Origin of the sequence: Empedobacter falsenii, assembly GCF_019308355.1 — a bacterium.
GTDB classification, from domain to species: Bacteria; Bacteroidota; Bacteroidia; order Flavobacteriales; family Weeksellaceae; genus Empedobacter; species Empedobacter falsenii_B.
The window spans coordinates 1-18,011 of the sequence record NZ_JAAGKM010000047.1 but is presented as its reverse complement, the minus strand read 5'-3'; the positions used below and the strand labels follow the sequence as shown (position 1 = coordinate 18,011).

At 31.1% G+C, this 18,011-nt stretch carries 17 protein-coding genes, 2 rRNA genes and 1 riboswitch; of the genes, 9 read left to right on the top strand and 10 right to left on the bottom strand.

Going from position 1 to position 18,011, the window contains the following annotated elements:
* Both rrf (G0Q09_RS13190) and rrf (G0Q09_RS13185) read left to right on the top strand, forming a co-directional pair.
* A 5S ribosomal RNA gene (rrf, locus tag G0Q09_RS13190) occupies positions 1–88 on the top strand; the annotation flags it as partial.
* An 84-nt stretch (positions 89–172) separates the two neighbouring features.
* Positions 173–280, top strand: a 5S ribosomal RNA gene (gene rrf, locus G0Q09_RS13185).
* A gap of 214 nt (positions 281–494) precedes the next feature.
* On the opposite strand, the gene G0Q09_RS13180 is transcribed toward rrf (G0Q09_RS13185), so the two are convergent.
* Together G0Q09_RS13180 and G0Q09_RS13175 are read right to left on the bottom strand one after the other, a co-directional pair.
* A complete protein-coding gene (locus G0Q09_RS13180) occupies positions 495–1,202 on the bottom strand; it encodes an AcvB/VirJ family lysyl-phosphatidylglycerol hydrolase (protein ID WP_219035223.1) in 708 nt (235 codons plus the stop codon).
* The gene (locus G0Q09_RS13175) at positions 1,192–3,774 is read right to left on the bottom strand and encodes a flippase-like domain-containing protein (protein WP_219035222.1); all 2,583 of its coding nucleotides are present in this window, start codon (positions 3,772–3,774) and stop codon (positions 1,192–1,194) included. Before G0Q09_RS13175 ends, G0Q09_RS13180 begins: the two co-directional genes overlap by 11 nt.
* A 101-nt stretch (positions 3,775–3,875) precedes the next feature.
* On the opposite strand from G0Q09_RS13175, the gene G0Q09_RS13170 reads away from it, so the two are divergent.
* Together G0Q09_RS13170 and G0Q09_RS13165 are read left to right on the top strand one after the other, a co-directional pair.
* Complete coding sequence (locus tag G0Q09_RS13170; protein ID WP_115001191.1) at positions 3,876–4,400, top strand: GNAT family N-acetyltransferase; 525 nt, start codon at positions 3,876–3,878, stop codon at positions 4,398–4,400.
* Between the two features lie 212 nt (positions 4,401–4,612).
* Positions 4,613–5,956: an ammonium transporter gene (locus G0Q09_RS13165; RefSeq protein WP_115001189.1), complete on the top strand. Its 1,344-nt coding sequence runs from the start codon at positions 4,613–4,615 to the stop codon at positions 5,954–5,956.
* A 55-nt stretch (positions 5,957–6,011) separates the two neighbouring features.
* Here G0Q09_RS13165 and G0Q09_RS13160 read toward each other — a convergent pair whose 3' ends face one another.
* Positions 6,012–8,039, bottom strand: a complete 2,028-nt coding sequence (locus G0Q09_RS13160; RefSeq protein ID WP_219035221.1) for a M3 family metallopeptidase — start codon at positions 8,037–8,039, stop codon at positions 6,012–6,014.
* Positions 8,040–8,180: 141 nt separating this feature from the next.
* Here G0Q09_RS13160 and G0Q09_RS13155 point away from each other — a divergent pair, with 141 nt between their 5' ends.
* From G0Q09_RS13155 to G0Q09_RS13145, 3 genes are all read left to right on the top strand, one after another.
* Positions 8,181–9,107, top strand: coding sequence for a 2-hydroxyacid dehydrogenase (locus tag G0Q09_RS13155; protein ID WP_219035220.1), 927 nt, complete (start codon positions 8,181–8,183; stop codon positions 9,105–9,107).
* A 101-nt stretch (positions 9,108–9,208) separates the two neighbouring features.
* Positions 9,209–10,102 (top strand): helix-turn-helix domain-containing protein, encoded by an 894-nt coding sequence (locus tag G0Q09_RS13150; protein ID WP_219035219.1) that lies wholly within the window; start codon positions 9,209–9,211, stop codon positions 10,100–10,102.
* A gap of 176 nt (positions 10,103–10,278) precedes the next feature.
* Positions 10,279–11,277 (top strand): beta-ketoacyl-ACP synthase III, encoded by a 999-nt coding sequence (locus G0Q09_RS13145; protein ID WP_219035218.1) that lies wholly within the window; start codon positions 10,279–10,281, stop codon positions 11,275–11,277.
* Positions 11,278–11,335: 58 nt separating this feature from the next.
* Here G0Q09_RS13145 and G0Q09_RS13140 read toward each other — a convergent pair whose 3' ends face one another.
* Positions 11,336–11,752, bottom strand: a complete 417-nt coding sequence (locus G0Q09_RS13140) for a putative signal transducing protein (RefSeq protein ID WP_219035217.1) — start codon at positions 11,750–11,752, stop codon at positions 11,336–11,338.
* Between the two features lie 80 nt (positions 11,753–11,832).
* Between G0Q09_RS13140 and G0Q09_RS13135 the strand changes: the two genes are divergently transcribed.
* A complete protein-coding gene (locus G0Q09_RS13135) occupies positions 11,833–12,579 on the top strand; it encodes a dienelactone hydrolase family protein (protein WP_219035216.1) in 747 nt (248 codons plus the stop codon).
* Positions 12,580–12,694: 115 nt separating this feature from the next.
* Here the strand turns inward: G0Q09_RS13135 and G0Q09_RS13130 are convergent, their stop codons facing one another.
* The 5 genes from G0Q09_RS13130 to G0Q09_RS13110 form a co-directional block, all read right to left on the bottom strand.
* Complete coding sequence (locus G0Q09_RS13130) at positions 12,695–13,609, bottom strand: AEC family transporter (RefSeq protein ID WP_038337191.1); 915 nt, start codon at positions 13,607–13,609, stop codon at positions 12,695–12,697.
* A gap of 412 nt (positions 13,610–14,021) precedes the next feature.
* Positions 14,022–14,189 (bottom strand): VOC family protein, encoded by a 168-nt coding sequence (locus G0Q09_RS13125; RefSeq protein WP_219035215.1) that lies wholly within the window; start codon positions 14,187–14,189, stop codon positions 14,022–14,024.
* An 88-nt stretch (positions 14,190–14,277) separates the two neighbouring features.
* On the bottom strand, positions 14,278–14,808 hold the full coding sequence (locus G0Q09_RS13120) for a DUF4269 domain-containing protein (RefSeq protein WP_125350461.1): 531 nt from the start codon (positions 14,806–14,808) through the stop codon (positions 14,278–14,280).
* Entirely contained in the window at positions 14,805–15,227 is a 423-nt protein-coding gene (locus tag G0Q09_RS13115; protein WP_219035214.1) for a PaaI family thioesterase, read from the bottom strand. The genes G0Q09_RS13120 and G0Q09_RS13115 overlap by 4 nt, the downstream gene beginning before the upstream one ends.
* Before the next feature lie 48 nt (positions 15,228–15,275).
* Positions 15,276–15,881 (bottom strand): hypothetical protein, encoded by a 606-nt coding sequence (locus G0Q09_RS13110; RefSeq protein ID WP_115001178.1) that lies wholly within the window; start codon positions 15,879–15,881, stop codon positions 15,276–15,278.
* Between the two features lie 48 nt (positions 15,882–15,929).
* Positions 15,930–16,024, bottom strand: a riboswitch (SAM-I-IV-variant riboswitch).
* A gap of 642 nt (positions 16,025–16,666) precedes the next feature.
* On the opposite strand from G0Q09_RS13110, the gene G0Q09_RS13105 reads away from it, so the two are divergent.
* Entirely contained in the window at positions 16,667–17,461 is a 795-nt protein-coding gene (locus tag G0Q09_RS13105) for an alpha/beta fold hydrolase (protein ID WP_219035213.1), read from the top strand.
* 52 nt (positions 17,462–17,513) lie between these two features.
* On the opposite strand, the gene G0Q09_RS13100 is transcribed toward G0Q09_RS13105, so the two are convergent.
* The gene (locus G0Q09_RS13100; protein ID WP_219035212.1) at positions 17,514–17,795 is read right to left on the bottom strand and encodes a hypothetical protein; all 282 of its coding nucleotides are present in this window, start codon (positions 17,793–17,795) and stop codon (positions 17,514–17,516) included.
* Positions 17,796–18,011: the final 216 nt, after the last annotated feature.

The following is an 18,011-nucleotide window of genomic DNA, read 5'->3' as shown; positions in this document are numbered from 1 at the left end:
GCTCACCTCTTCCCATTCCGAACAGAGAAGTTAAGCCTGCCTGCGCCGATGGTACTGTTACTTACGGGAGAGTAGGTCGTCGCCAGTTTTTATCAAAAGCCTCAAGTGAACAACTTGAGGCTTTTTTATCGAATCATCAGGATGTAAACCTGATTAAAAATACAAAAAATATTAGGGTGATTATTACGAAAGGGCTCACCTCTTCCCATTCCGAACAGAGAAGTTAAGCCTTTCAGTGCCGATGGTACTGCTATTGCGGGAGAGTAGGTCATCGCCAGTTTTTATTTAAACTTCAAGATTTAGTTCTTGAGGTTTTTTTATGTTTTAAACTTTTAGTTAGCTAGAAAGTATTATGATAATTTTTACACCATTCAACTAAATAAGAATAAGTTTCATTCTTATTCTACGATTAACAAATTAAAAGAGAGCTTGATGATTTTAAAACAAAAAAGTTCGGAATATCACAAGATGTAATTATGTTAAATGAATATTTTCTAATTTGACTTTAATTGCTTAGTAATAGTCTCAGTTACTTTTTGATAATTTCGGTTAAAGTGATGATTACCACCCAAATAAATTATGTTTTTATTGGTTAAAGTAATTTTATTGTAGGGATAATTTTTTCCATAATCACTTAAAATAATAGATAAATGTAAGTTAGGTAATTGATTAATTTCTGGAATTGTATTCCATTTTCCGCTTACGTTTTCAAAAATTAAATTTTTGTAATGAATCTCAAGATCAGCAGTTTCATACGGATCTAAAAGAATAAGTTGATGAATTCGATCTTTGGTTTTTGTCGGAAGCTCATTGATAATAAATGGAATCGCATCAGCACCAAAAGAATAACCGATAAATACAACTTTTTGATTTTTGTGATTTTTGAACTTTTCTTCTAAAAATTGACTTAATATTTCAGCCGTTTTTTTAGGATCTCTTTCATTCCAAAAATAAACTTTAGAATTTAAAGCATAAATATCATAGCCTTTCTGATAAAGATTTTTACAAATTGATTTTGAAAAAGGTCCTAATCCAGCATCTCCACTTAAATAAAACAAGATAGGTTTAGTGTCATTTTTATTCTCCCATATTTTAAGCGGTAAAGGATCTTTGATATCCACATCATCTCCTTTTGTACGTACGATATACAAACCAATTGTAGTGATAATCAATCCAAATAATATGAGATTTTTAGTTTTCATCTTGAGGTTTCATAACTCTATTTAACGCTTGTGGAAGTTGAATAAGTTCCACTTCATTATCATAAATGATGTATTTGTTGATCCAATAATTGGCGTATTTTTCTTTGAAATCGCGCATTGTTTGATATTGTTTAAACGTCCCAATTCGTTGATAAGCAAATTTCATGAGTTGCTCGGCAATATTATTTGGTTTATCTAAACCAGCCAGAGGAGTTAAACCAATGTTGATATATTTCTTTTGATTTGCTTTGGCGCGATTAATTAATGCAATTATCACCGCATCCATACTACCATTTGGCGAATTGACAGTTCTTCGAAATAAATCGTAAGTCATCTCATCTTTTGCATAATCTGGAATAACATTCAGAAATGTAACCACTTTATTTTCTTCATTTCTCAGCGTAATAATCGTTTGATTTTTTAATATTCCTCTGTCAAATTTACCTTCTGCAAATACAATTTCTTTTTTATCAAATTCTTTTAACCATTCATTTGAGACAGATTCAATTTCATTTAAAAATTCTTCTGTCAAAGGAGGCAAAATAACTTCTGTTTTAAAACCTTTTTTCTCTAAAGTATTCAATGCATTTCGCATCGATTTACGTTCTTTACCTTGAAGATTAAAGGAATCAACTTCAATAATTCCTTCTTGACCAATTAATAAATATTGTTTTTTTAAATTTCTGAAATCAATTAAATCGTTTTCCGAAACTCGATAATAAGCAGTTTTCAAACCTTTTGTTTTGCAATAGTTCTCGAATTCTGAAATTAAATCTGATTTATGCTTTGCATCACATACAACATTATCCAAAACAATAGCAAAATTTAAACCGATTTTATACGCGACAAAACCATCAATATTTGAAGAAAAATAAAGAGTTTTATCATCCATTAATTTAAAATAATCTAATGCTGAATTACCATATTTTTCGACGATTTCTTCTGCTTCTTCATAATCCTGAATACCTTTTGTGTTATAATTTTTAGCTCTAAAAAATGCTAAAATCAATAATATCCAAGAACTAAATCCAAAAAAGATATTGATGTCTTTAAAATCTTCGGCAAAGGTTGTTCTCGGAACTAAATTGTTTTCGCTGAATAATAAGAAGTTTTGAAATGTATAATAAAAAGCTTGATTCCAAGAGAAATCTACACCAAAATGACGTTTATCAATGAAATAAAAACTTAAAACATTGAAAATAAAAATTGCAAAAAATGCCATTAAAAAAATAGAGAATCCTTGTCTTAATCGTTTCAAATTTGTTTTCAATGGATATTGATTCCTGCTGTAAATTAATAGCACGATTGTGAAAAATGCGAATCCAGCTTCTTCGTAATCCAATGCTTTGAATATATTTCCAAAAAATGAAAGTATGGCAAATATTAAAGCAAAAATCCATGCAGATTTTAATCCTTTGATGAGATAAGATGAAGTAATCAATAAAGCAATTCCGACAAATAGAATCATCAATTTTGAAAGATGCATGAATTCGATTGGTAAATACAATTTTTCGAAATGCAAACGTTCTGCAAGAGGAGGAGTGATGACTGAAATTATATTAATCATTCCTAATGTAAAAATCATAACAGCAGGAAAAATTCGTGCAAATAGTTTTCTTCCACGCCACATAAAACTCAAACATCCAAAACCTAAAGGCAGCCAAAATTCGAAAACGCGGTACAATAAAGTTGTAGCTAAACCTTGGTTATGAGAATAGCCGAATTGTGTTAAAATATACACCATCGTAAATTCTACAGCACCCAAACCTCTCAAAAAAGGCGAAATAATCATCAATAAAACAGAAATCGTATAAGCCAAAGCTGCTGCATCAAAAGTGGGTTGAATACCTAACGCTAACATTGCGATGTAGACGTGTAAAATCCCAGTAATTTCGATGATTGTTGAAATTAGAATTGTGAGATTAATATTTTTCCTGTCTAAAGAAGCTTCAAAAATTGGATTGATTTCTTCCGTAATCTTTGGAAATTTATTTTCTATAATTTGATAGAATTTATTTTTGGTTTTGAATGAGTTATAAATGAAATAAACTAGAATTAAAATTATGCCCAAAATGACTAATGATATCCACGAATCATTAAAATATTTGTTGACGTAAATACTATAAATAATGATAGGAACGCCAATGATGAAAACCGTTAATAATCCAATAAAACCATAAATAGAACTTGCCTGAATGATTTTATTTGTTTCAAATTGTTGCTTTTTGATTTGTTTGGGTAAATAAGCCAAAGAACTAATTCCGCCCGCTGGTAGAAAAACACTGATAAAATTTCGTTTGAGAAATAAATTGACAGCGTCCCAAAATTTAAGAGGTAAACCAACTGCTTTGAAACTTGTGATATACATTGCAGCTTGCAGCGAAATATAGAGAATCGTTATTCCGAAACCGATCAATAGCCAAATAGGTTTTGCGCTTTGAATACTCGGAATAATTTGCATCATTTCTTTGCGTTCGCTTCTGAAAAATACAAATGCGAGTAATAAAATAAGTATTGCTAAAACTTGTTGCCAAGGTATTTTTACATATTTTATAGATTTTGGAAACCTCATGTTTGTATGACATTGTTTAGTTCTATTAATTTATCAAAAAATTAAATATCAAAACTTATGATTTGCTTAAAAATAACTTATATTGAAAATAAAAATAAGATATGGAGACTGGATTAAATTTACGTCAAGCTATTTTGAATGATGCAGATAGAATTTGGGAAATTTTGCAACAAGCAATTGAGAAAAGAAAAGAGGAGGGAAGTAATCAATGGCAAAATGGTTATCCAAATCTAGATGTTGTAAAAAATGATATCTCAAATGGTTTTGGTTATATAATTGAGAATGTTGATAATCTAATCATAGGATATGTTGCAATTATTGATGAGATAGAACCTGCTTATACAGCAATTGAAGGAAAATGGATGAATGATGATCCATATATTGTCATACATCGATTGGCTGTTGCACAAGATGTTAAGATAAAAGGTTTAGGAACTTGGACGATGGATGAAATTGAAAAAATAGCAATTATAAAGAAAATACAGAATATAAAAGTTGATACCAACTTTGATAATATTGGAATGTTGCGTGTTTTTGAAAAGTTAGGTTATCATTATTGTGGCGAAGTTTATTTTGATGGAAGCCCAAGAAAAGCTTTTCAGAAAATTATTCAGAATTTAACATAATTGAATATTTTAGATAGAATTTAGAAAAACTAAATAATCAAATTGATAAAAAGATTCCTTTTTTGGAATCTTTTTTTATGAATTTGTATAGGGCAACTATGTTTAAAGTGTAAAATTAATATTTTAACCCCTAATTTTTATAGGGTGTAATTAAAAATAAATGATTTTATTTAAAAATAATCTAATTTTGATAGGGTTAAAATTAAAAACTTATGAAAGTTGGATTAAAATGGAAAGTAGCTTTTGCAATTATAACACTAGTTGCATTAGCTGGATTATTTTGGAAACCAGTTGTAGATATTCCAAATACAGGAGAATTCCTTAGCGAAGAAAATATTGTAAATTCAGATGTCGCCTGGATTTTAGCAGCTGCAGGATTGGTGTTATTGATGACGCCAGGTTTATCATTTTTTTATGGAGGAATGGTGGGGAAACGAAATGTTATTTCTACCATGTTGCAAAGTTTTATTGCCTTAGGTGTGATTTCGATTTTGTGGGTTGTAGTTGGGTTTTCACTGTCTTTTGGTGAATCAATCGGTTTTACAATAAATGGAGAACATTACGGAATTATTGGTAATCCATTAAGTTATCCATTTTTTAATCATGTCGGGGCATTTCCACACAAAGACATGGCATCTACAATTCCATTTGTCTTATTTGCATTGTTTCAAATGAAATTTGCAGTCATTACACCAGCGCTTGTAACAGGTTCTTTTGCTGAAAGAGTGCGTTTTATTTCATATTTGTTATTTATGATTTTGTTTAGTTTAATCATTTACACACCGCTTTGTCATATGGTTTGGCATCCAGAAGGTTTATTGAATAAATATTTTGGCGTAAAAGATTTTGCTGGAGGAACTGTTGTTCATATGAGTGCAGGATTTGCAGCATTAGCAGGAGCTTTGGTGATAGGTAAACGTAAAAACAGAGAACACAAACCTGCAAATATTCCATTTGTTATGCTTGGAACAGGAATGTTATGGTTCGGATGGTTTGGTTTCAATGCTGGTTCAGCTTTGGGAGCAAATGCCACAGCAGCTTTAGCTTTCGGAACAACAACAATTGCTTCTGCTTCTGGAATGATGACATGGATACTTTTTGATAGAATTAATGGTCGTAGCGTTTCTGCTATGGGAGCATGTATAGGGGCTGTAGTTGGATTAGTAGCAATCACTCCAGCTTGTGGATTTGTTACAATTCCTGAAAGTATATTTTTTGGCTTTATTACTGCTATTGTCTCAAATGTAATGGTTCATTGGAAAGTATTAAAACGAGTTGACGATACTTTAGATGTTTTTGCATGTCATGGTGTCGGAGGAATAATGGGAATGATTTTGACAGCTATTTTTGCACATGGTGAAAATGCGAGTTTGTTACATGGCGGGGTGGATGTGTTTGCACATCATATGATTGCTTTGTTGTTTGTCTCGTTATTTACTTTTTTCGGTGCGATTGCTTTATTTTATATTACGGATAAAATGATTCACTTACGTGTGAGTGATAGAGCAGAGTTCGAAGGATTAGATTTGTCGCAACACGAGGAAAGTTTACATTAATTAAACAATGATATTATAAAAAAATCCGACTACTTTTTGTAGTCGGATTTTCAATTTATACTAATCCAGCACGCTTTAATAAAGCATCTGCTGTTGGTTTATGACCTCTAAATTCTTCGTACAATTTCATCGGTTCTACTGTTCCTCCAGATGATAAAAGTTTATAGAATTTTTGAGCTGTTTCTGGATTGAAAATTCCAGTTTCTTGGAAGAATGCAAAGGCATCTGCATCCAAAACTTCTGCCCATTTATATGAATAATAACCAGATGAATATCCACCTTGAAAAATATGAGAGAAGGATGTACTCATCATATTTTTATCAATTTCTGGATACAACTCTGTTTGTTTGAAAGTTTCTTTTTCAAATTGTTGTAAATCATTGATTTCAGCCAAATCATTCGCATGATAAGCCATATCCAATAATCCAAAACTCAATTGACGAACAGTTTGATAACCTTCCATAAAACTTGAAGAAGCTTTTACTTTTTCAATTAATTCTTGCGGAATAATTTCTCCTGTTTGATAATGTTTTGCAAATAATTTTAAAGCTTCTGGTTCGTAACAAAAGTTTTCGTAAAATTGAGAGGGTAATTCAACAAAATCCCAATAAACATTTGTTCCAGAAAGACTTTCGTACGTTGTATTTGGTAACATTCCGTGTAGCGCATGTCCAAATTCGTGGAACAATGTTGTCACTTCCTGAAATGTCAATAATGACGGGGTGTCTTTCGTTGGTTTTGTAAAATTACAAACAATCGAAACGTGCGGACGTTTGGTATTTCCATTCACATTAGAGGCTTCTCTGTAACTTGTCATCCAAGCACCAGGGCGTTTTCCTGCACGCGGGAAAAAGTCTGCATACAATAAACTTAAGAACGCTCCATTTTTATCTAGAACTTCATAAGTTGTTACTTCATCGTTGTATTTATCAATATTATGAATTTCTTTAAATGTAATTCCATATAATTTTGTCGCCACATCAAAAGCTCCTTGAATCACATTTTCTAACTGAAAATAAGGTTTCAATTCTTCGTCAGAAAGACTGAATTTTTTCTGTTTTAGTTTTTCAGCATAGTACGCATGATCCCAACGTTGCAATGTTTCAATCCCATCAGTTTCTTTTGCAAATGCAGTTAATTCCTCAATTTCTTTTTCCGCAAATGGTTTTGCTTTCGTTAATAAATCATTCAAGAAATCTAAAACAGTTGTTGGTGTTTTTGCCATACGTTCTTCCAAAACATAATCAGCATGCGTTTTATAACCTAATATTTTAGCACGTTCGTGACGAAGTTTTACGATATTTTTGACATTTTCTTCGTTATTAAATTCATTATTTTGATAAGCTTTTACACCATTTGCTCTAAACAATTTTTCTCTTAATTCACGGTTTTCTGCGTATTGCATAAATGGAATATAGCTTGGTGCTTGCAACGTAATCAACCAACCTTCGTGATTTTTTTGTTCTGCATCGGCTTTTGCTTGATCAATAGCATATTGAGGTAAACCTTTCAAATCATTTTCATCAGTAATAATCAATTCGTATGCATTTGTTTCAGCCAAAACATTTTGTCCAAATTGCAACGATAACATCGAAAGCTGTTTGTCTATTTCGCGTAATTTATTTTTGTCTTCTTCGTTTAGGTTTGCACCATTTCTAGAAAAACCTTTGTATTTTTTTTCTAATAAATAAGCTTGTTCATCGGTTAAAATCAACGATTCCTTTTGATTATAAACGATTTTAATTCGTTCAAATAAATCTTGATTTAAGCGAACATCATTTCCAAATTCAGATAATAAAGGCGAAACTTCTTGTGCAATTTCTTGAATTTCATCATTCGTTTCAGCAGAATTAAGGTTGAAGAAAATAGAAGAAATTCGTCCTAATTTTTCACCAGAAAGTTCCATTGCTTCAATTGTATTTGCAAAAGTTGGCGCTTCAGGATTCGCAGTAATTGCATCTATTTCTGCTTTCGCCTCTTCAATTGCTTGGATAAAAGCAGGTTTGTAATCTTCATTTTTGATTTTAGAAAAAGGAGCACTTTCAAAAGGTGTTTCAAATTTTTCTAATAACGGATTTGTCATTTATAGTGTATTTTTTTAGTTAAAATATATTTGTTTGAACTCTTTCAAATTCTAATCCAAATGTAAGAAATCTGACAAATCGTCAAATTTAATGTGTGATTAATTTGGAGTTATTTACATTTGTTTTAAAAGTAATCAATTATGAGTTTAGCCTTAATATTCAATCAAAAATCAACAGAAGAATGGCAAAGAAATTTACAAGAATTGTTGCCAGATACGAAAGTTGAAGTTTATCCAAATATCTCAAATCTAGAAGATGTAGAATTTATTGCAACTTGGAAACCGCACAAAAATTATGTGGCTGAATTTCCAAATCTAAAAGTTGTACAATCTGTTGGAGCAGGAATTGACCATTTGTTGCATACCAAAATTCCAGATTCAATAAAGGTAACACGTATTGTTGATCCTGCTTTGAAGCAAGAAATGTTTGAGCATGTTTTGGCTTGTGTTATGACTTCAATGAAAAATCTATTGACGTATTATAAAGATCAAGTTCGTAAAGAGTGGAAGCCTACTATTTATCAAAATATCAAGGAAACAACTATTACTATTTTAGGATTAGGTGAAATCGGAAAGTTAGTAGCAGAGCAATTTGTTGCGTTAGGTTTTCAAGTCAAAGGTTGGTCGAATTCGCCAAAAAATATAAATGGAGTAGAATCTTTTTCTGGAAAAGAAGGCTTGAATGCTGCGATTTCTAAAACTAATTTTATTGTCAATATTTTGCCTTTGACAGATGATACAGAAGGTATTTTGAATAAAGACTTTTTTAAAGAATGTTCAGTTCATGCAGTTTTGATTAATGTTGGTCGTGGAGCACATTTGGTCGAAAAGGATTTATTAATTGCAATCGAAGAAAAACAAATAAAAGAGGCTTATTTAGATGTTTTTGTAGAAGAACCTTTATCTGAAAATCATCCTTTTTGGACGAATGAAAATGTTTATGTAACGCCTCATATTGCGAGTGTTACAAATGCAACAACAGCTCTAAAACAAGTTGCAGATAACTACAATAGAATGAAAAATAACGAGACTTTATTGAATGAAGTTTCATTAGAAAGAGGATATTAGATATACCAAAATGACGTAAGATTTTGTTAAAAAGACGCATTTATGTTTTTACTTGTCAAAAAAATCTTTTAACATTGTATTCGAAAAAATAAAAGCTAAAAATGAGTGATTATATTCAACTTTATTCAATTGATAATATTTTAAGAACTTACAAAAAAGAAGCAACCGATCGTCGGTTAGCAATCTTTGATGTAGGTCCTGAAAACAATTATTATTTTGTAAAACGAAAACCTTATAAGTTTACGTCGCTTGGGTTGATTTTAATTACTGCAGGAACATGTGAAATTACGGTGAATTTAGAACCAACGTTAATCAAACGTGATGATATTATTGTGGTACTTCCAGGTCAGTTGTTCGAGATTATAGAGCATTCGGCTGATTTTGCTGTTCAAGCAATCTTCATTGATTCAGATTTGATTATTGAATCTGGTTTTCACGTGAAATCCAATAATTTAGTAGAGTTTTTATCGTCTAAATATCCTAAAATCATCTCTTTAGATAAAAAGATTGTACGTGATATGCGTTACAATCTGAACAAGATTAGTAAATACACCATCAAGAACGAAAATATCTTTGCAAAAGATTTGGTTTTACATCACTTTTCAGTTATGATGTATGAGATGGGAAATTACTACAACCAAGCTGTAACGGCAAAAAGTACAACGAAAGAAGTCAGAAAAGAAGAATTGGCTAAGCAGTTTTTATATTTAGTTTCAACACATTTTCGTCGTCAGCGCAATGTACAGTTTTATGCAGATGAAATGTTTATTAGTCGTAAGCATTTAACCAAAATCATCGTCGAAGTCTTTAATAAATCACCCAAACAAATCATTTCCGAAGCCATTGTCTTAGAAGCTAAAGTCTTACTAAAGAACCCAAAATATAGTGTTTCTGATGTTGTGACAGAATTAAATTTTATAGACACTTCCGTTTTTAGTAAATTTTTCAAAAATTATGCAGGTGTTTCGCCAACAACTTTTATCGCTTCTAACTAATAATTGATGTAAATCAATGCAAATGTGAAAATTTTCTAAAAACGTCTTTTTGACATATTATTACGTTTATTTCGCTAACTAATTTGTTAAATTGGATAGACCTTTGTTGCTCAAATTTTAATTGATGCGTCTTTTAGTAGATAATCGATACATGAAATTTGAATGAAAAGAATTTTATGGTGGTAGATTTTACAAAAAAAATATTTGCACATATTTCAGCAATCGGTGGTTATGTGCCAGAAAATAAACGAACTAATTCCGATTTAGAAAAGATTACAGACACTTCTGATGAATGGATTGTAAAAAGAACGGGAATTAAAGAACGTCGTATTTTAGAGGAAGGTTTAGCGACTTCTGATATGGCGGTTAGTGCAATTCAGAATTTAATTGATACATACAAAAAAGACATCAAAGATGTTGATGCGTTGATTGTTGCGACTTCTACACCAGATATGTTGATGCCTGCTACAGCGAATATTGTATGCGAAAAGTTAGGAATAGAGAATGTTTGGGCATTTGATATGAATGCAGCTTGTTCTGGATTTTTGTACGCGTTGGACATGGGCGCTTCGTTGATTGAAAGTAGACGTTACAAAAATGTTTTGGTCATTGGTGCTGATAAAATCAGCGCGTATGTAGACATCAAAGATCGTTCGACAAATATTTTATTTGGAGACGGAGCTGGAGTGGTTTGGTTAGAGCCTACAAATGAAGAAGGAATTTTGGATGCTTTGTTACAGAGTAACGGAACTGGAAAAGAGTTCTTGAATATAGAAGGAGGTGGTTCTTTATATCCAGCGAGTTCGCAGTTATTGGTTGATGAGAAACGTTACATTAGACAAGATGGGAAAATTGTATTCAAAAATGCAATTCAATCAATGAGTGATACGTGTGTCAATGTTTTGAAACGCAACGATTTTTTTGTAGAAGATGTAAATTGGTTGGTTCCGCATCAAGCAAATAAACGAATTATTGATGCTGTTGGTAATGAAATTAATATTGAAGAAGGTAAAACTTTAATTAATATTGAGAATTATGGAAACACAATTGCAGCGACAATTCCGTTGTGTATTTGGGAGAATACATCAAAATTAAAGAAAGGAGATTTATTGATGTTGACAGCCTTTGGAGCAGGTTTCTCTTGGGGAGCAAGCTTATTGCGTTGGACAATTTAATCAATAAAAATCATATATTTTTGTTCATAAAGAACGGCAAGAAATTGTCGTTCTTTTTTTATTGTAAACCATTAAATTCTTCACCACACTTCTTGCATTTGAACACGTTTTTGTAGTAAATAGGGTAGACCCAAAATATGATAGAAGATAATAAAGAAAGTAAGCCTTTTCCACCTTTCATCGACTTATAATTGCTGTAATACTCATTGCTTCCACATTTTGGGCAAACAAGAATTTCGTCCAAATCATTGGTATAGTTTGACGCATCAATTTCTTCCAATACTTTCATGGCGCGATCAGTATCTTCTTTCTTAATTTTTACTTTCACACCACCAATAGCATTCGACAAAAACTGATTAATCCCAACCGAATGTTCATCAAAAACAAAAGCATCAATCTGTTCACTCTCTAATTTCGAACGTAAAATATGTGCTTCAATAGGGCTTTCAAATGTTTTTAATGTAATAAGTTCCATGCTAATTGTGTTAAATATTCAATTCAATATCCGATATAAAATTAGTTCTTTTTATCTTAATGTCTTAAATTTTTTAGTAGATGAAAAATGTAATTCAATGTTTATTTTTAATTGTATTGATGATGAATACGACAAATGCGCAAAACCTAAAACAAGTTGCTTATAAAGATGGTTCGCAAAAATTGAACGGTTTAGTAACTGATAACACAACAAAGAAAAGTCCAGGAGTTTTGATTTTACCGGCTTGGAAAGGAGCTGATAACGAAGCAAAACAAGCTGCAATAGATTTAGCAAAAGAAGGCTATATTGCGTTTGTTGCAGATATTTATGGAGAAGGAAACAATCCGAAAGATAATGCGGAAGCGGCTAAAGCAGCAGGAAAATACAAGTCTGATTATGCAGCTTATCAAAAAAGAATTGATTTAGCGTTGAAAGAGTTAATCAAAGCTGGTGCAGATCCAAGTAAAATTGCTGTAATTGGTTATTGTTTTGGAGGAACAGGCGCATTAGAAGCTGCTCGTGCGCAATTAGCTGTTGTGGGCGTTGTTTCTATTCATGGTGGATTAGCAAAAGATGCTGTTCGAAAAAATACTCCTCTTAAAACAAAAGTTTTGATTGAACATCCTGCTGAAGATGAATCTGTAAAACCCGAAGATATTTCGAATTTAGTAATTGAAATGAACGAAGGAAAAACAGATTGGCAAATGATAACTTACGCAAATTCAAAACATACATTTACCAATCCAGAATCACCTGATTACAATAAAGTAATGGCAGATAGAGCTTGGCAACATACATTATTGTTTTTGAAAGAAGTATTGAAATAAAACCGTCAATTCTAGTGAAATTCTTTTTAGAATTTTGTATCGAGAATAAGGTTTTAGAAGATAAAATTTATCTTAATTCTCGATACAATTTTAATAAAAACTGTAACAGTTAAATCTACTGAATAAACAATTGTATCATTTCATACCAAAAAGCAGCTGTAAAAAAGCCTACAATAATACTGATTCCAATAATCAAATTGGTTAGTTTGGTGTTGAGTTTAAATTGTTCCGCAATAATACTCGATGTCACTAAAGTAGGCATAGCAGCTTCAAAAATAGAGATTTTAGCCACATCACCTTTTATTCCAATTACGATGGCTAAAAGCATTACAACTGCAGGCGCAATCATTAATTTGTAAACCATAGACATCGAAATTTGTGACCATAATTTTCTCCAACCATTAAACTTTAATTGCAATCCAACCGAAAATAAAGCCAATGGACCTACGGTTGCAGCTAATTTGTCGAAGAATGGTTCGGCAGGAGATAAGTCGATAAATTGAGATAAAATCAATGCACTTATACAACCCAAAAATGGAGGGAAAGTAAATAATCGTTTCAAGATAAATTTGGAATCTATTGCTCCAGATCCATTGCTTCCTCCTTTTAATGCAGAAACTATTCCGATGGTTGATAAGCACAAAAACATGGTTTGATCACAAATAATCGCAATACTCAAATACTTTTCTCCATAAAATGCTGAAATCAAAGGAAAGCCAATAAAAGATGTATTGCTATAGCCGCTTGCCAATTCCAATGTTCTTCTCGATCTCTCCGAATATCCTTTTGCTTTGCTGTAGAATTTCATGTAAAACAAACTTCCAACGGCAATAATGACAGTAGAAAAGATAGGAAATAACATTTCTTGCGACCATTCTACTTTTGGTAAATACTTAAACGAGACTGCTGGTAAAGCTAAATATAAGATCCATGTATTGATCCCTTTATGAGCATCAGGATGTATAGATTTTGTTGCTTTAAACACCATTCCCGCGATTATACAGACTGCGATTAATATAAAGTTTACCATTTTTAGATATTTGGAATGCAAAGTTACAATCCAAATTTTTTTTACCCTTAAGATATCACTTTTTATTCAATGCTTATTTTTTATAAAATGGCAAGATTAGATATATTTAATTTATTATTATCTAAAATTACTTTTGAATAATGATTTTCATTTTCCAAAATAGCTGTAAATGGAGCAGGAATTATTGTATCAGTTGTAGGAAACTAAGTTGTTTTAATAAAATAATTTAGTAATAATATTTTCCCTTCATCTGAGCCATTAGTACCAAAAGTATCAAAATCTCCTTTTCAGAATTTAGATGTTGTTTTCTATTATAATATATGATTAGTTGCTTCAATATAAGTTGTAGGTAAACCAATTTCAGAAATTCCAAAAATAGAATGTTGATCAAATTCTGCATCGTTCTCATAAGCTAAATATATTCTTCATTCGATTTTACAAAAGTTAATCTTGTCCAACCAACTTGTAAACTAAACTGATTATCGGTTTCTTCAATTAACTCAAAAGCTAGAATAGTTGTATAAAATGATTTTGTTTTTTCTAGCTCATTTGTAAACAATTGTAATTCTCTTATTTTCATTCTGCGATTTTTTATAAAATTAAATCAACAAAAAAGAAGAAAATAACAAGTTGAATTGATTTAATTAATTGCGTTATAAGAAAACTGTTTAATCTACTTCATACTCCAATAAGGCGAGATATGGATTACCTTTTAACTCAAGAACTTTTGCAAAAGCAGGTTCAGTTTTGTACCCATTCTTTTTAAGTTCGATGATTTTGTTTTTGAATGGTTCGTCAAATTTTTCAAGTAGTTTCGCCTCAATGAGCATATGTCGATAGGCATTTTGTTCGGTTGGAATCTTATTCTCTAAATAAATCTCAATTTCAAACGTATCAATTCTAAAATTACAAGTCAAACAAATTTCGTTATTGTTTATTAATTGATTGATTTTAAATTCAAAATAATGAGAAAAATTCTCGGTTAAATGATTTGTAGCGTTTTCAAAATTAGATGTTTCACCAATAATATCAATGTCACTATTTTCAATATTGATTTCAATCGGAATTGTACCTACTACAATAGGTTTGTATGTGTCAAGTTTTTCTAAAATTTGATGATTGCGCAACAAATGAAACACATTGTGTTGTATTTCATTTCCGTGTTCTAAATAATCAATGGTAAGAAAATTTTGCATCATTTTATTCTCATCATAGTTACCAAAGAATTAGCCACATGCGTTTCTTTGTTCGTTGTTTCGTCAACTACAAAAATCTCTGTGCGTATGGTGCTTATCTTTTTTCCGCCTTTTATCACATAGGCTTTTGATAGTAAATAGCCACCCAAAGCAGGTCGTAAATAATTCACCTTTAACTCAACTGTTACCACATAACAATCGTCGTCATAGTGAGAAACAGCAGCATAACCAGATGAAACATCAACCAAAGAAGCAATCATAGCACCATTAAACATTCCGTGCTTACGTGTCATCATTTCTTGTTTCGGAATCTTAATCGAAACATAGTCCGTTTCGCATTCGATAAGTGATGCGTTATAAAATTTTAAGGTTTCCGAACGATTAAAACTTGCTTCTACTAATTCTCTTTTTTCTGGCGTCATATAAAATTGCTTTCAACAAATATAGAGATTTGTCGAAAGCAATTTCAGTTATGCAGTTACGTTATTCAAGTTTTCTTCTTTGATAATTGTATTTTGATGCGACAAAATTACTTTATCCAAACCGCGATAATAATTCCCTTTGTCGACGGTAATCAATAAATTATTTTTCGGAATATTATTGATAATCTTATCATTCGGGAAATGTTGTTTCGAGTTTTTGAAAGTAATAAATACATCATCTTCAGTTAGATTTTTGACATCTTCTTCCGAAATAATATCAATCAATTCATAAGGTAAATAAAGTTGATCGAAGATATAATGAAACGTTTTAAGGCGTTTTCCGTTCAATTCTTTGCTATGTTGCAAAAAGTTTCTCAATCTATGTACAACAGCGTAGAAATTACCTACCAAAGGCGGTTTGGGAATATTACGTTCGAACAAGCAACCGTCGATTAAACTAAGCGGAAGTTTAATGTTCAATTCATCTGTTTTTACATTGTATAGATGGCGATAATCCAAACTTCTTTTCTTGAATTCTTCGATAATATGATCTTTTAGCGCAGGAACTGTAATAGGCAATTGTTGATTGATAAAATCGACCAATTTTTCATCTGATATAGGAGCTAAATTAAGCTCAGAAATGTTTTGTGACATACAATAAATAGTTAAAATAAAACAATTATTGTATTTCGATAATAGGGGATTTTTCGTTGTTTTTGGATGAACTCCCGTATTGTTTTACCACCGTGGAGACTCCTCTCGGTTGGTATCGTTTTCTACGATTCGAAATACGGTGTAAAACTACATAAAAAATTGAATATGTAGTAATCTATTCTAATAATTTTATTTTAAAACGATTATTTAGAGTTAAATAAATACTTCTAGTCAAGCTAAATTTATTTCAGCTTCGCACTCAAAAAAAGATGTTTCGGCAAGCTCAACAAGACAGTAGATGTCATTCTGAATGTAGCTTTAGCGGAATGAAGAATCTAAACTTTTCCAGTAGAAGATGTTTCGGCAAGCTCAACATGACAGTTACTAATGGTAGTTTGTTATTCCAAGGTATCGAGGAATCTATTTCTATGTTTCTATGTGGTTAAAACTTTTATGTTTTGAATTAAATGCGACCCTGAAACAAGTTTAGGGGGACCACTTCGCTATTAAAAATAGAGATTTAGAAAATTTTACAAATAATTAAGATAAATTTAATTGTTTGCCGAAAATTATTTTATACATTTGAATAACAAAGTAATTAAAAAATGAAGTTTACGTGCTTATATATGTCGATTCGCAAACAGGTTTGGAATATCCAGACGTGGGAAAGTCATGTATACTAAAAAGAGATTTTATTTTTTAATATATTTTAGGTTTCCCCGTCGATTTTCGATGGGGATTTTTTTTAAACAAAAACAACAATTACCAATATAAAATTAAAAACAATGCAAAGTTTACAACAAGTAACGATCCCAGTTTGGCCCTTAGAGGACAACACAATCTTAAACAATGTTTCGGTAACATTTCAACTTTTTGGACTTCCATTAGGAACAGCTCCAGTCATTTTGATTAACCATTCCTTACATGGAGATTCAGATTGTACCTATCATTGGGATGGAGTCATGGGGAAAAACAAAGCAATTGATCTTAATGAGTATACGGTAATCTGTATAGATATTCCTGGAAATGGCGTTTCCGAAACCATAAAGTACGACTATATTCCACGCGATCACATTACAGCACGCGATGTAGCGGTATTGTTTTGGTTGACGTTATTTGAATTGGAAGTAGACGAGATTTTTGCCATTATTGGTGCAGATTTAGGTGGAGGATTAGCGTGGGAAATGGCATGTTTGTATCCAAATAAGGTGCTGAATATTATTCCGATAGCAGCAAGTCCTAAGACTACAGATTGGTTGGTAAAAGAGCCAACAGCTAAAAGCGAATACCTGAAATCTATTTTTTATTCGATAGATATATCACGCAATAGAGGCGATATATTGCAAGTTTCGCAATACATCAAATCAAAAATACATGTGATTTATGTGAAGAATGGAAACTTGTTCAACAAAGCAGAATTGAAACGTTATTACGCCAAACTGCAAGAGTTTAACAAACATGTACAGTTCCACGAAATAGAACAAATAGAAGACAACGAATTACTAAAAGCAAACATCGATAAGGTTGAAAAAATAGTAGACGGTATCCTCGAAAAAGAGTTTATCAATAATGTCGCATAAAAACTAAAGCTCCTGATAAGGAGCTTTTTTTTAGTGAATTTTATATAATATATTAAGAAATAGTCTTCTTGTCTAAATTTATAATTTCTTTGTCTAATAATTCTTTAAATAAATCAATAGTATTATCAATATATTTTCTTGGATTACCAGAAGCAGTTATATAAAATTTGTTTAATTTATTAACTATTTCATTATATTTTAAATCATAATTGTCAGAATCATAACTATCAATAAGAGTCTTATACCAATTTATTGAGTTATGGGTTAATTTTCCATATTTTAAAGGAGTTTTATATTTAAAGAAAGATTTGTATAAGTATTTTAAATCTTTCAAATTTTCATGATTTTCTAATAAATAATACCCGTTGTGCATTTTGATTAATAAAGAATAAAGTTGTTCATTTGATTGAAAATCAGTAAATGTGTAATCTTCCCTAAAAAACGGAACGTTTAAAAATATAGTTTATTAACTTAGGGATAATTATGAAACAAAGCAATTTTACAGAAGTTCAGATCGTCAAGATCTTATCAAAACAAAATCAAGGCAAAA